Annotated in this window: 10 protein-coding genes; 7 read left to right on the top strand and 3 right to left on the bottom strand. The window is 59.9% G+C overall.

Annotated features, from left to right (window positions below):
* Nucleotides 1-15 precede the first annotated feature (15 nt).
* Complete coding sequence (locus AC1DNW_RS00980) at nt 16-987, bottom strand: alpha/beta hydrolase (RefSeq protein WP_113310320.1); 972 nt, start codon at nt 985-987, stop codon at nt 16-18.
* A 237-nt stretch (nt 988-1,224) separates the two neighbouring features.
* Between AC1DNW_RS00980 and AC1DNW_RS00975 the strand changes: the two genes are divergently transcribed.
* Entirely contained in the window at nt 1,225-1,749 is a 525-nt protein-coding gene (locus AC1DNW_RS00975) for a hypothetical protein (protein ID WP_113296056.1), read from the top strand.
* Nucleotides 1,750-2,073: 324 nt separating this feature from the next.
* The gene (locus tag AC1DNW_RS00970; RefSeq protein WP_113310319.1) at nt 2,074-2,544 is read left to right on the top strand and encodes an Hsp20 family protein; all 471 of its coding nucleotides are present in this window, start codon (nt 2,074-2,076) and stop codon (nt 2,542-2,544) included.
* A gap of 90 nt (nt 2,545-2,634) precedes the next feature.
* Here AC1DNW_RS00970 and AC1DNW_RS00965 read toward each other — a convergent pair whose 3' ends face one another.
* A complete protein-coding gene (locus AC1DNW_RS00965; protein ID WP_113310318.1) occupies nt 2,635-3,681 on the bottom strand; it encodes a bile acid:sodium symporter family protein in 1,047 nt (348 codons plus the stop codon).
* A 51-nt stretch (nt 3,682-3,732) separates the two neighbouring features.
* Between AC1DNW_RS00965 and AC1DNW_RS00960 the strand changes: the two genes are divergently transcribed.
* A complete protein-coding gene (locus AC1DNW_RS00960; protein WP_113310317.1) occupies nt 3,733-4,587 on the top strand; it encodes a LysR family transcriptional regulator in 855 nt (284 codons plus the stop codon).
* A gap of 144 nt (nt 4,588-4,731) precedes the next feature.
* Here AC1DNW_RS00960 and AC1DNW_RS00955 read toward each other — a convergent pair whose 3' ends face one another.
* Nucleotides 4,732-5,784 carry a threonine aldolase family protein gene (locus AC1DNW_RS00955; protein ID WP_113310316.1) on the bottom strand — a complete coding sequence of 351 codons (1,053 nt, stop codon included), beginning with the start codon at nt 5,782-5,784 and terminating at the stop codon, nt 4,732-4,734.
* 545 nt (nt 5,785-6,329) lie between these two features.
* Here AC1DNW_RS00955 and gltB point away from each other — a divergent pair.
* The 4 genes from gltB (at nt 6,330) to AC1DNW_RS00935 (ending at nt 13,630) form a co-directional block, all read left to right on the top strand.
* Nucleotides 6,330-11,054, top strand: a complete 4,725-nt coding sequence (gene gltB, locus AC1DNW_RS00950; RefSeq protein WP_113310315.1) for a glutamate synthase large subunit — start codon at nt 6,330-6,332, stop codon at nt 11,052-11,054.
* A gap of 225 nt (nt 11,055-11,279) precedes the next feature.
* Nucleotides 11,280-12,734, top strand: a complete 1,455-nt coding sequence (locus AC1DNW_RS00945) for a glutamate synthase subunit beta (protein ID WP_113296132.1) — start codon at nt 11,280-11,282, stop codon at nt 12,732-12,734.
* Nucleotides 12,735-12,791: 57 nt separating this feature from the next.
* On the top strand, nt 12,792-12,923 hold the full coding sequence (locus AC1DNW_RS00940; RefSeq protein ID WP_477851754.1) for a hypothetical protein: 132 nt from the start codon (nt 12,792-12,794) through the stop codon (nt 12,921-12,923).
* A gap of 65 nt (nt 12,924-12,988) precedes the next feature.
* Nucleotides 12,989-13,630, top strand: coding sequence for a hypothetical protein (locus tag AC1DNW_RS00935; RefSeq protein WP_113310404.1), 642 nt, complete (start codon nt 12,989-12,991; stop codon nt 13,628-13,630).
* The last annotated feature ends 31 nt before the right edge of the window (nt 13,631-13,661 follow it).

Below are 13,661 nucleotides of genomic sequence, written 5' to 3'. Positions count from 1 at the left end.
CGTAAAATCGCAGCTTCAGACGCCGATCGCCGTCACTTCCTCGGTCGCTTCGGCATCGCTACCGGGAATGAAGGCGTTAAAGGCGGCAAGGGCTGCGGTGCGATACATATCCCTTTCCTGGAATATCTCGTGGCGGGCGCCATTGATCGGCACGAGCTGACCGGCGCGGAAGTAGCGCGAAAGCCGCTCCTGCGCCGTATAAGGCACCAGGCCATCGCGTGTCGGTGCGATGACGACAGAGGGGATGGTGATCGAAAAGAGATGGTAGGGCTCCGTCACCCGATCGATCGCCTTCATGCACTCATGCATCCACCGCGCAGTCGGCGCTCCCAGCGCAAGTTCCGGATGTGACTTCACCACGGCAATGTTGCGCTCGAAGCGCGTTTCGTCCGACGTAAGCAGATTATCGGGGAATTGCAGCTCCTTCATTTTTCCGAGCGGCAGGCCGCCGAGGCCGATGGCGCAGAGCGCGGCCGAAATCGTCCGGATGACACCCTCAGACGCAGATTGCCCGCTGAGGCCGAGGAAGGGTGCCGAAAGCACCATGCGCTCGATGCGTGTCGAAAGGTAGGGGGCGGCGGAAAGGGCGATCAGCGCGCCGGTGGAATGGGCAAGCAGATAGAAGGGCAGGCGCGTATCCGGCAGCACGACCTTCTCGAGGAAGGTATCGAGGTCACGCTCGTAATCCGCAAAGCGGCGGATGTGGCCATGGTTGCGCTTCTTGATCAGCCTGGGCGAGCCGCCCTGGCCGCGCAGGTCGAAGGTCGCGACCCAGAGGCCCTTGGCGGTGAGATCGCGGATCGTCTCGAAATACTTTTCGATGCATTCGCTGCGCCCGTGCAGGAGGACCACCGTTCCATGGGCGATCGGTGTCTGCGACCGGAAGACGGCGTAACGCAACCTATGGCCGTCGTGGGTCTCGAAAAAACCTTCGGTGCGGTTCTCCGGCGTCGGATTGTCTGGGGTCGAGTAAAGAACCTGTTCCATAGGCAGAATGTTTCTTCGCGTGAGAGATATACTAGGGGATACCGCAGGGGCCAGGAAAATCAACCGCCAAATTGCCGCTTAATATAAGCTAACTATAATACATTAAGATCTTTCTATATGGCAAGCTTCGCGAAAGCAGAGACACGCTATGGTTAGTGCGAACGAAAGATTTGTTCCGGCATGAGGCCGGTTATCCGCACGTTCATGACTGAAGATTGGGGCGCCGGGAGGCTGGCCATGAATTCGGTTTCTTCCGTCGGGTCTGTCAATTCCGGCGTCCGCCAATCAACCGGTCCGGAGCGGCCGGAGTCCGTTCTCGACTATCTACAGTCGGATTATCTCGATATCGATCCGCCGGAAGCGCATCTGGCGATCCTGAAGCTTTTCAGCGACAATCCGAAGTCACAGGCAGCTTTCGCGCGGGAATATGCTGCACTCATGGCAATGCCGCAGAATTCCGGCATCTCACCGGAAAATGGCCAGTTTCTCGCGCTCGAGCAGATGATCATTGATAACCGCGACGCCTTTCCGGCAGCGGGGTTCACGATCAGCACGAAGCTGCCGGGCGGCGGTTCCATCGTTGCCGAAGTGCCGCCCTCAAACAGCGGCGGCAAGGAGAGCGGCAGTCCTTTTTCGATATTTTCGAGCAGCGATTCAGCCGCGTTGTCGCGCATCATCAGCGCTCTCATGCTCAGTCATCAGGATGCCGCGGCTGACAGGCTGGATGCGACGCAGGATCAGTTTGCAGAGCTTTATGCCTGAAGAAAAGAGGCCGGCGGAGCTGAGGGAGCCCTTGGCCGGCCGAATTTAGGCTGAAGAAGAAGGGACGATACACTTCAACCTTCGGGCTAGTGTCACCCGATGTTTTATCTCTGGACCTCAGCGCCTGAACCTTTGCCGAACCCGTCGTTCATACAGGGTTCACGGAGCAATGCGGGTGCTTTGAAGAAGGCCTTGAAGTCTCAGAAAGCCATCCCCATCTGAACTTTGCGGACGCCAGAAGGGTCCGCGCAACCGTCCCGAAGCCGCCAAGAGTGGGGTTTCAGGGCATGATATCGCAACACGTCGCTTCCCTAGGAGGACATCATGCGTCACGTAGACTTCTCTCCCCTTTATCGTTCCACTGTCGGTTTCGACCGTCTCTTTACCATGCTCGACAGCCTCTCCCAGCCGGAGCAGGTTCCGAGTTATCCGCCGTACAATATCGAGCGGACCGGTGAGAACACCTATCGCATCACGATGGCCGTTGCCGGCTTTGATGAAACCGAACTCTCCATTGAATCGCATGCCCACGCGCTCATCGTGAAGGGTGAAAAGCGTGAAGAAAATGCCGATGGTAGCGAGTTCCTGTATCGCGGCATCGCAAAGCGCGCCTTCGAGCGCCGCTTCCAGCTTGCCGATCATGTCGAAGTGACCGCCGCTTCGCTGAAGAACGGCCTCCTGCACATCGACCTTCTGCGGAGCATCCCGGAGGCTCTGAAGCCCCGCAAGATTGCTATTGCTGCTGAGCCGGTCGATACTCCGAAGGCCATCGAAGCGCAGGTCGTCAACAGCTAATCCGATTTAACGGATCAGACGCGAACGGCGCCCGAGAGGGCGCCGTTTTTGTTTGTCTTTGTGTTTGTTGGAGGAGGCCTTTGGCTGGGGTCAGGCCGGGCTGGCGGCTTCTTCCAACTGCTTTTCGGTGGCCCGGCGCGCTGCAGCGGCTGCATATTTCTGGGCGATAACGGCGCAGACCATCAGCTGGATCTGATGGAAGAGCATCAGCGGCAGCACGATTGCCCCAATCGACTGGCCGGCGAAGATGACGTTTGCCATCGGAACGCCGCTTGCGAGGCTCTTCTTCGAGCCGCAGAAGGTGATGGTGATTTCATCGGCCTTGTTGAAGCCCAGCCAGCGGCTGCCATACATGGTGATGATCAAAACGACGGCCAGCAGCACCATGTCGGCGATGATGACGGCGGCGATGTCGGCTATCGTGAAGGTATGCCACAGTCCTTCGACAACCGCCGTCGAGAAGGCCAGATAGACGACCATCAGGATGGAGCCGCGATCGACGGGCATGAGAATCTTCTTCTTCGAGCGGATCCATTCGCCGATCCAGGGCTGGAGGATCTGGCCTACGACGAAGGGGGCCAGAAGCTGGAGCAGGATCTGTTCGAGTGCATCGAAGGAAAAGCCGCCATGGCCGCCGACCGAGAAGAGCAGGCCGACGAGCAGCGGCGTCAGGAACATGCCGAAGATGTTGGAGGCCGAAGCCGAGCAGATCGCCGCCGGCACGTTGCCGCCGGCCATCGAGGTGAAGGCGATCGAGGACTGCACCGTCGACGGCAGCACGCAGAGGAAGAGAATGCCGAAATAAAGCGGCTGCGGCAGGATCGAATTCGGAATGAAGCCCATCGCCAGGCCAAGAATCGGGAAGATGCCGAAGGTCGTCAGCAGGATGATCAAATGTAGACGCCAATGCAGCAGGCCGGCGATGACGACATCACGAGAGAGGCGTGCGCCATGCAGGAAGAACAGCAGCGCGATCGCGAAATCGGTCGCCACGCCAAACCAGCCGGCGAACGTGCCGCTCGCCGGGAAGATCGAGGCGAGTATGACGGTGCAGACGAGCAGGATCGTGAAGGTATCGGGCAAAAAGCGGCGCATGACAGTCTCGCTGGATAAATGAGTCATTGTTTTGTCGCTCATTATGATCCAGGATGCAAGGAATAACAGTTATTACAAATCTGGATCATCCTCATGCTCGACCTTTCGCAGCTTCGCAGTTTCGTCACCGTCGAGCAAATGGGCAGCTTCACGCTTGCCGCCGAAAGGCTGGAGCTCGGACAATCGACAGTCAGTCAGCACATACAAAGGCTGGAAACCTCGCTCGGGCGCCGGCTGCTGGAGCGCGATACGCACAAGGTCGTGCTGACCGGTGATGGCGAGGCCTTGCTTTCGCATGCCCGCGCCATGCTGTCGATCGAAGGGCAGGTACAGTCGCTGTTCAGGAGCGGCAGCCTGCGCGGACGCCTGCGGTTGGGCGTCTCCGAGGATTTCGTGACAAGCCAATTGCCGGCGGTTCTGGAAGACTTCGTGCGTTCACATCCCTCGGTCGATCTGGAATTGACGGTCGCGCTGTCGGGCGTGCTCTATGAAATGCAGGATGCGGAAGCGATCGACCTCGTACTTGCCAAGCGGCGGCTTGGTGACGTGCACGGGCGGCTGGTCTATCGCGAGCCGCTGGTGTGGTTGGCGCGTGATCCGGAGCATGTACTTGCATCCGGTCCGCTTCCCTTGATCGCTTTCCCGCCGCCGAGCGTCACGCGTGCCATTGCACTGGAAGCACTCGGCCGTCACGGCGTAGCCTGGCGCATCGTTTGCACCTGCGGGAGTTTGAGCGGGCTGACGGCTGCTGCGCGTGCCGGCATGGGAGTGCTCGTCCAGCCGCGCAGCATGGCGCCCGCGGGATTGAAGGAAATCGCCTCTGGCAGATTGCCGGTGCTGGAGGATGTGGAATTTGTACTCGTACCGCGAAAGGGGGCCGATCAGGCGCTCGTGGCGGCACTTTCCGATGATATTTTGAAGAAGGTCAGGGGTTTGCGGTCGGCCTGAACACCTTCAATCAAATCCCGCCGGAGCGGGCGGGATTTTATTTTTCGAAATCAGAACTCTACGACAAAAACGCACTGGTGGCGCGGACCGCAGTAGCGGCCGGAACACAGGCTCTTTCGGACAAGCGTTCCGGCAGTTGCGAAATCAGGCAGAGAGGCACTTCAGGAAGCCGTCGACATCGGCTTCGGTCGTTGCAAAGCTGGTGACGAGACGGACCAGCGTTTCGCTCTCCGAAGCGAGGTCCGGCATGCCGGCCGGGATCGGCCACTCGTAGAATTTTGCGCCTTTGTCCTCAGCCGTCTTTGCTGCTGATTTCTGAATGACTGCGAAAACTTCGTTTGAAGCGGTCGGCCAAACGAGCCGAGCCGAGTTGCTGGCCCCGATACCGGCGCGCAGACCGTCGGCCATGCCGTTGGAGTGGCGGGCGAGATCGAGCCAAAGGCCGTTTTCGAAATAGGCATCGAACTGGGCGGAGATGAAGCGCGACTTGGAGAAGAGCTGGGCGGCGCGCTTGCGGATGAAGGGCATTTCCTTCGCCTGATCCGGATTGAAGAAGACGATCGCTTCCGCGCACCAGCAGCCGTTCTTGGTGCCGCCAAAGGAGAGGATGTCGACGCCACGTTTCCATGTCATTTCGGCAGGCGTTGCGTTCAGTGCGACGAGCGCATTGGCGAAGCGGGCGCCATCCATGTGCAGAGGCAGATTGCGCTTCCTGGCGATGGCGGAAATTTCGCCGATTTCCGGCAGCGAGTAGACAGTGCCGATTTCGGTCGCCTGGGTAATGGTAACAGCGCTGGCGCGGCCGTGATGGACGGCATCCTCGGGGAAGGCGGCAATCTTTGCGGAGAGTGCGGCCGGGTCGATCTTGCCGAAATCGCCGGCGACCGGCATCAGCCGAGAAGAACCGGAGAAGAACTCGGGGGCGCCGCATTCGTCCTGGATCGCATGGGCTTCCTGATGGCAGAAAGTGATGCCGCCGGGGCGCTGTACGCTCGCGAGCGAGAGCGAGTTGGCGGCTGTGCCTGTCGCCACGAAGAAGACCGAGACCTCACGCTCGAAGATTTCAGAGAAGCGAGCTTCCACCTTTTTGTCGAGGTCGCTATTGCCATAGGCGGCAGCGTATCCGGGGGATTCAGCCAACAGGCGCTCGGCAATGGATTTATGGGCGCCAGCCCAGTTATCGGAAGCAAAAAACATGGGAGAAACCATTGGAAAGATGGGGCAGGAGGTTCGGACGGGGACATTACGCCAAAGCTTAACAGGATCAAGGGCGGAAGTCGGGATGCATCACAGAAATTGAACTGCGCAATCAATAAACAAAATAATGCAGTGTTGTGTAATTTTATGTCGCGCTTTTCGCTGATTTGGCAATCTTCCGTCGTAAATTGACGTTTTTTTAAGAGGACACTCTTGCGAAGAGGAACTGTTTCTGGCATTGAGCTGATGAACTAGGACAGGGTTGCTGTCCTATTTTGGCCTTCCCGGCCGAAGAGGCGCCGAAAGCCCTGGCACAGAGCGGCTTTCACGCTATAGTTCTTTCGAGCGCCAAAGCCTTCACATGGCGGCGCGCGGAGGCGAATGGCAGGCGCGGAACGCGACGGTTTGCTTTCCTTGAGAAGCAGTTGTCTGCGATCGGATCTTCACAATGCAACAGCGCTGTCACGCGCCGGACCTATCTTCAGGGTGCGGAGCGCGACAAAAAGCCGCCCGCAGCCCCGCGGGCTTCGACAGGAGGAAAAACGATGACGAAGATGACGCCATCCACGGGTATTGACCAGTTCGCAGCAGCAGACGTGCGCGCAACGGCCAATACGCGTAAATCCGCCTCCGGCCTGCCGAAAAAACAGGGGCTTTACGATCCGCGCAATGAGCATGACGCCTGCGGCGTCGGCTTCGTCGCGCATATGAAGGGTCAGAAGTCGCACCAGATTATCAAGGACGGTCTCTTCATCCTCGAAAACCTGACGCACCGCGGTGCCGTCGGCGCCGATCCGCTGATGGGCGACGGCGCGGGCATTCTCGTGCAGATTCCCGACCGCTTTTTCCGCGAGGAAATGGCTCAGCAGGGCATCACCCTGCCGAAGGCCGGCGAGTATGGCGTCGGCCATATCTTCCTGCCGCGCGATGAAAAGCAGATCGAGCATTTCAAGAAGGTGATCAAGGACGTCATTACCGAGGAAGGCCAGGTCTTCATCGGTTTCCGCGACGTACCGGTCGATAATTCCTCGCTCTCCAAGGCGCCGGCGATTGCCGCGACTGAACCGCATCACGTTCAAGTCTTTATCGGTGCGGGCAAGGATGCTGCGACGAACGACGAGTTCGAGCGCAGGCTCTTCACCCTGCGCAAGGTGATCTCCAACCGTATCTATGATGAGTTCGACGGCGAGGAGAGCAACTTCTATCCGGTGTCGCTGTCGAGCACGACCGTTGTCTACAAGGGCATGTTCCTGGCCTACCAGGTCGGCGCCTATTATAAGGACCTGTCGGACCCGCGCTTCGAAAGCGCCGTCGCCCTCGTGCATCAGCGTTTCTCGACCAACACCTTCCCGTCCTGGAAGCTCGCACATCCGTACCGCATGGTCGCACATAACGGCGAGATCAACACGCTGCGCGGTAACGTCAACTGGATGGCAGCACGCCAGGCCTCTGTCTCCTCTCCGCTCTTCGGCGAGGACATCTCCAAGCTTTGGCCGATTTCTTATGAAGGCCAGTCGGACACGGCCTGCTTCGACAACGCGCTCGAATTCCTTTTGCGCGGCGGCTACTCGTTGTCCCATGCCGTGATGATGCTCATCCCGGAGGCCTGGGCCGGCAACCAGTCCATGTCGCCCGAGCGCAAGGCATTCTACGAATACCATGCCGCCCTCATGGAGCCGTGGGATGGACCGGCTGCCGTTGCCTTCACCGATGGCAAGCAGATCGGCGCGACGCTCGACCGCAACGGCCTGCGTCCGGCCCGCTATCTCGTCACCGATGACGACCGGGTTATTCTCGCCTCTGAAGCCGGCACGCTGCCGGTTCCGGAAGAGAGCATCATCCAGAAGTGGCGCCTGCAGCCGGGCAAGATGCTACTGATCGACATGGAAGAAGGCCGCATCATCTCCGACGACGAGGTGAAGGCGCAGCTTGCAAACGCGCATCCCTATCGCAGCTGGCTCAACCGTACACAGCTCATCCTCGAAGACCTGAAGCCGGTCGAGCCGCGCGCGCTGCGCCGCGACGTCTCGTTGCTCGACCGCCAGCAGGCCTTCGGCTACACGACCGAGGATACCAGGATCCTGATGTCGCCGATGGCGACGACGGGTCAGGAAGCGATCGGCTCGATGGGCACTGATACGCCGATTTCGGCCATGTCCGAGAAGTCGAAGCTGCTCTACACCTACTTCAAGCAGAACTTTGCGCAGGTGACGAACCCGCCGATCGACCCGATCCGCGAAGAGCTCGTCATGAGCCTCGTCTCCTTCATCGGGCCGCGTCCGAACATTCTCGACCACGAGGGTATGGCGAACGCCAAGCGCCTCGAGGTGCGCCAGCCGATCCTGACCAATGGCGATCTCGAAAAGATCCGCTCGATCGGCCACACGGAAGACCGCTTCGACACCAAGACACTGGACTTCACCTATGATGTGGAGCGCGGCGCTGAAGGAATGCCGGAAATGCTTGATCGCCTCTGCGAACGCGCGGAAGCGGCGGTCAAGGGTGGCTACAACATCATCGTGCTGTCCGACCGCCAGGTCGGCCCGGACCGTATCGCCATCCCGGCGCTGCTGGCGACCGCTGCCGTGCATCATCACCTGATCCGCAAGGGACTGCGTACCTCAGTCGGCCTTGTCGTCGAAACCGGCGAGCCCCGCGAAGTGCATCATTTCTGCCTGTTGGCAGGTTACGGCGCGGAAGCGATCAACCCCTACCTCGCTTTCGACACGCTGCTCGACATGCATGCCAAGGGTGAATTCCCGAAGGAAGTGGACGCCAGTGAAGTCGTCTACCGCTATATCAAGGCGGTCGGTAAGGGTATCCTCAAGGTCATGTCCAAGATGGGCATTTCGACCTACCAATCCTATTGCGGCGCGCAGATTTTCGATGCTATCGGCCTGCAGTCGGAATTCGTCGACAAGTACTTCTTCGGCACGGCAACGACCATCGAAGGCGTGAACCTCGAAGAGATCGCCCGCGAGACCGTGGCTCGCCATAATTCAGCCTTCGGACGTGACCCGCTCCTGGCCAGCACGCTCGATATTGGCGGCGAATATGCCTACCGCATGCGGGGCGAAAGCCACGCATGGACGCCGGATGCCGTCGCTGCCCTGCAGCATGCGGTGCGCGGCAATGCCGAGGACCGTTACCGCGAATTCGCCGATATGGTGAATGACTCGGCCCTGCGTATGAACACGATCCGCGGTCTCTTCAAGATCAAGAGCGCCGAGGCGCTGGGTCGCAAGCCGATATCGCTCGATAGCGTCGAGCCCGCGATCGACATCGTCAAGCGCTTCTCAACCGGCGCCATGTCCTTCGGCTCGATCAGCCGCGAGGCGCATACGACGCTGGCTATCGCCATGAACCGGATCGGCGGCAAGTCGAACACCGGCGAGGGCGGTGAAGAAAGCGACCGCTACATGCCTTTGCCTGATGGTTCGGCGAATCCAGAGCGTTCGGCGATCAAACAGATCGCCTCCGGCCGCTTCGGCGTGACGACCGAATATCTCGTCAATGCCGACATGCTGCAGATCAAGGTTGCGCAGGGCGCCAAGCCCGGCGAAGGCGGCCAGTTGCCGGGCCACAAGGTAGACGCGGTCGTTGCCAAGACCCGTCACTCGACGCCGGGCGTCGGCCTGATTTCGCCGCCGCCGCACCATGACATCTACTCGATCGAAGATCTGGCGCAGCTGATCTACGACCTGAAAAACGTCAACCCGACCTCGGATGTCTCGGTCAAGCTCGTCTCGGAAGTCGGCGTCGGCACGGTTGCCGCTGGCGTTGCCAAGGCGCGCGCAGACCATATCACGGTATCCGGCTTCGACGGCGGTACGGGCGCTTCGCCGCTTACCTCGCTGAAACATGCCGGCAGCCCTTGGGAAATAGGTCTTGCGGAAACCCAGCAGACGCTGGTGCTGAACGGCCTGCGTTCGCGCATCGCCCTGCAGGTCGATGGTGGTCTGAAGACCGGCCGCGACGTCATCATCGGCGCGTTGCTCGGTGCCGACGAGTTCGGTTTTGCAACGGCTCCGCTGATTGCCGCGGGCTGCATCATGATGCGCAAATGCCACCTCAACACCTGTCCTGTCGGTGTGGCGACGCAGGATCCCGTCCTGCGCAAGCGCTTCAAGGGTACGCCTGAGCACGTCATCAACTACTTCTTCTTCGTCGCCAACGAAGTGCGCGAAATTCTGGCCTCCCTCGGCTTCACCAAGCTCGATGACATTATCGGCGCTGCCGAATTGCTCGAGAAGGATGAGATGCTGGCGCATTGGAAGGCTAAGGGCCTCGACTTCACCAAGATCTTCCACAAGGTCGACGCACCGAAGGAAGAGACCTACTGGACGACGCGCCAGAAGCACCCGATCGACGACATTCTCGACCGCAAGATGATCGAGAAGGCCCAGCCTGCGCTTGCTTCGAAGACGCCTGTCGCTTTCGAGGTCGGCATCAAGAACGTCGACCGTTCGGCCGGCGCCATGCTGTCAGGCGAGGTGGCCAAGCGCTACAATCATCGTGGCCTGAAGGAAGACACGATCAACGTCACGCTCAGGGGCACGGCAGGTCAGAGCTTCGGCGCCTTCCTGGCGCGCGGCATCACCTTCAACCTGATCGGCGACGGCAACGACTATGTCGGCAAGGGTCTGTCAGGCGGCAAGATCATCATCCGTCCGCCTGAGAATTCGAGGGTCGTGGCTGAGAACTCGATCATCGTCGGCAATACCGTGCTCTACGGCGCGACCGAAGGCGAGTGCTACTTCCGCGGTGTGGCGGGCGAGCGTTTTGCGGTTCGTAACTCCGGCGCGATTACCGTCGTCGAAGGCGTGGGCGACCATGGCTGCGAATATATGACGGGCGGTGTGGTCGTCGTGCTCGGCGCTACGGGTCGCAACTTTGCGGCCGGCATGTCCGGCGGTGTGGCCTATGTCCTTGACGAAGCCGGCGATTTCGCCAGCCGCTGCAACATGGCCATGGTCGAGCTGGAGCCGGTTCCGGAAGAGGACGATATGCTGGAGAAGCTGCACCACCACGGCGGCGACCTCATGCACAAGGGACGTGTCGACGTCTCCGGTGACATGACACGTCACGACGAGGAGCGCCTTTACCAGCTCATCTCCAACCATCTGCACTACACGGGCTCCACCCGCGCCAAGGAAATCCTTGAGCATTGGGCCGACTATCGCCCGAAATTCCGCAAGGTCATGCCGGTCGAATACCGCCGCGCACTTGAGGAAATGGAGCGCAGCCGGATGGGCATCGCTGCCGAGTAATTGCACCGAACAATCCGCCACGCCTCAAAAGCGCGTGGCGGGTGACTGAAATATCTCAATGACTCAACGACGATCAGCTGCAAGCTTGAAGCTTGCGCAACCGCGCGGATGGCTATCAGGGGATATGTTCGAATGACGGTCAAAACAAACAACCTGCCTCCGCGATCGAGGCTGAACACACAACTGGCCGCGGGCGAGGCGGTCATGAGGGTAAGGGACGAAAATATGGGTAAGGTAACAGGGTTTCTGGAAATCGACCGGCAGGTAGCGAAGTATCAGCCCGCATCGGATCGCATCCGGCATTTCCGCGAATTCACGATCCCGATGTCGGACCCGGAAGTGCAGAAACAGGCAGCCCGTTGCATGGACTGTGGCATTCCCTATTGCCACGGACCGACCGGCTGCCCGGTGCATAACCAGATTCCTGACTGGAACGACCTCGTCTACAACAACAATTGGGAAGCGGCGATCCAGAACCTGCATTCGACCAACAACTTCCCGGAATTCACCGGCCGCGTCTGCCCCGCTCCGTGCGAGGAGGCCTGTACGCTGAACCTCGAGGATACGCCGGTCGCGATCAAGACCGTCGAGCAGGCGATCGCCGACAAGGCCTATGAACTCGGCTTCATCCGTCCTCAGCCGGCGACGATTCATACCGGCAAGAAGGTCGCGATCATCGGTTCCGGTCCGGCCGGCATGGCAGCGGCGCAGCAGCTCGGCCGCGCCGGCCATGATGTGCATGTCTATGAGCGCGAGACGAAGCCAGGCGGCCTGCTGCGCTACGGCATTCCGGACTTCAAGATGGAGAAGAACTTCATCGATCGTCGTGTCGAGCAGATGAAGGGCGAAGGCGTCACCTTCCATTGCGGCGTCAATGTCGGCGTCGACGTGAAAGTCGAGCAGTTGCTGGCGGATCATGATGCCGTGCTTTACTGCGGCGGCTCCGAGACGCCGCGCGAAGCCGGCATTCCCGGCACCGATCTTGCAGGCGTCCATGACGCGATGCCCTATCTCGTGCAACAGAACAAGCGCGTGGGCCGTGAGAACATCGACAGCACCGGTTGGCCATCTGATCCTATTCTCGCCGGCGCCAAGCATATCGTCGTCGTCGGCGGCGGCGATACGGCATCCGACTGCGTCGGCACGGCCTTTCGTCAGGGTGCGGTCAAGGTGACCCAACTCGACATTCGCCCGCAGCCACCGGAGAAGGAAGACAAGCTTGCGGTCTGGCCGTTCTGGGCAACGAAGATGCGCACCTCTTCTTCGCAGGCCGAAGGCGCAATCCGGGAATTCCAGGTCGCAACGCTCGAATTCGTCGGCGAAGACGGCGTGCTGACGGGCGTGAAGTGCTGCGAGGTCGATGAACGTCGTCGTCCGGTTCCGGGAACGGACTTCATCATCAAGGCAGATCTGGCTTTCATCGCCATCGGTTTCAGCGGCCCGTTCAACGATAGCGTGCTGAAGGAACTCGACGGCAAGCTGACGCTCAATACCGACAAGCGCGGTTCGACAAACGTTGTCGCCAATGATCGCGATTACAAGACCTCTGTCGACAAGTTCTGGACGGCAGGCGATGTGCGCCGCGGTCAGTCGCTGGTGGTCTGGGCAATCCGTGAAGGCCGCCAGGCAGCCCGCGCCATCGACGAAGCATTGATGGGCTCGACGGTTCTGCCGCGCTGATCCACTTCGAACAGTTAATCGATTAAGAAACTCCGCCGCATCCCGGCGGAGTTTTTCGTGGTGCGACCGCTTGACGCGGCGGGGCTTCAGGCAAGCTTCGTGCAATTCCCGAACTGCAGCTTCCTGATGCTTGCAGGCCCGCACCGGTCTGCGGCGACTGCCGGACTTGCCCCGCCCGTTCAGTCGTGAGGCGTTTCACTGTTGGCCGTGGCGCAAGGGACATGGTTGCCGCGGACCATTACAAAGGACAAACCATGGTTTCCGCAATCGACAGTACGCGGCTGGTCTCAGCCCAATATGCCCTGAAGAATCTTCGGGATTCCGATGACGACAGCAGTCAGAGTGCTACCGATCCCTCCAGTGCCTCAACTATCCTCAGCAGCTACGGCTTGGACCCGGATACGTCGTCGCTCCTCTCCAACAATGCGCTCGCAAGCCTGCTCGACACGCTTTCGGCGCAGAATGACCAGCCGGTCGAGACAACCGACACAGCCAGCGAAAATCCCGATGTGACGAGTTCCTCCTTCATGGCGATGCTCAAGCAGCAGCTGGAGGAGGCGGTCGAACAGGAAGGCACTGATGGCTCGGCGCATGACATGCTGGCTGCTCTCGAGAACGGCACGCTGACGATCGTTGATCCGACGCAGGGCGTTTCCATAACCGCCTGGAATGTCGAAAGTCCGGATGAAGCGAATACGAACAACAAGACCGGCACCAATATCGAGGCCAGTGGCTGGAACGACTTCCTCAATGCGCATCTGAAGCGGGGCGACGACGCTTCGTTCGTCAAGCAGGCCGGTCACTATGTAGATAAGGTCGACAACAGCAATGCCTATTTCGGCCAGATCGGCTCCGACTTCTACTATCTGACCTGGCCGCAGGCGACAGCCAAATAAATCCGGACCATCGAGCGAGGGCCGCACCACA

The sequence above is a fragment of the Rhizobium sp. 05L429 genome (assembly GCF_056397645.1).
This window is presented reverse-complemented; position numbering and strand designations above follow the sequence as displayed.

Excerpts from the sequence above, each read along its gene's own strand:
- AC1DNW_RS00980 (WP_113310320.1), bottom strand. The coding sequence starts at position 987 with ATGGAACAGGTTCTTTACTCGACCCCAGACAATCCGACGCCGGAGAAC.
- AC1DNW_RS00975 (WP_113296056.1), top strand. The coding sequence starts at position 1,225 with ATGAATTCGGTTTCTTCCGTCGGGTCTGTCAATTCCGGCGTCCGCCAA.
- AC1DNW_RS00970 (WP_113310319.1), top strand. The coding sequence starts at position 2,074 with ATGCGTCACGTAGACTTCTCTCCCCTTTATCGTTCCACTGTCGGTTTC.
- AC1DNW_RS00965 (WP_113310318.1), bottom strand. The coding sequence starts at position 3,681 with ATGAGCGACAAAACAATGACTCATTTATCCAGCGAGACTGTCATGCGC.
- AC1DNW_RS00960 (WP_113310317.1), top strand. The coding sequence starts at position 3,733 with ATGCTCGACCTTTCGCAGCTTCGCAGTTTCGTCACCGTCGAGCAAATG.
- AC1DNW_RS00955 (WP_113310316.1), bottom strand. The coding sequence starts at position 5,784 with ATGTTTTTTGCTTCCGATAACTGGGCTGGCGCCCATAAATCCATTGCC.
- gltB (WP_113310315.1), top strand. The coding sequence starts at position 6,330 with ATGACGAAGATGACGCCATCCACGGGTATTGACCAGTTCGCAGCAGCA.
- AC1DNW_RS00945 (WP_113296132.1), top strand. The coding sequence starts at position 11,280 with ATGGGTAAGGTAACAGGGTTTCTGGAAATCGACCGGCAGGTAGCGAAG.
- AC1DNW_RS00935 (WP_113310404.1), top strand. The coding sequence starts at position 12,989 with ATGGTTTCCGCAATCGACAGTACGCGGCTGGTCTCAGCCCAATATGCC.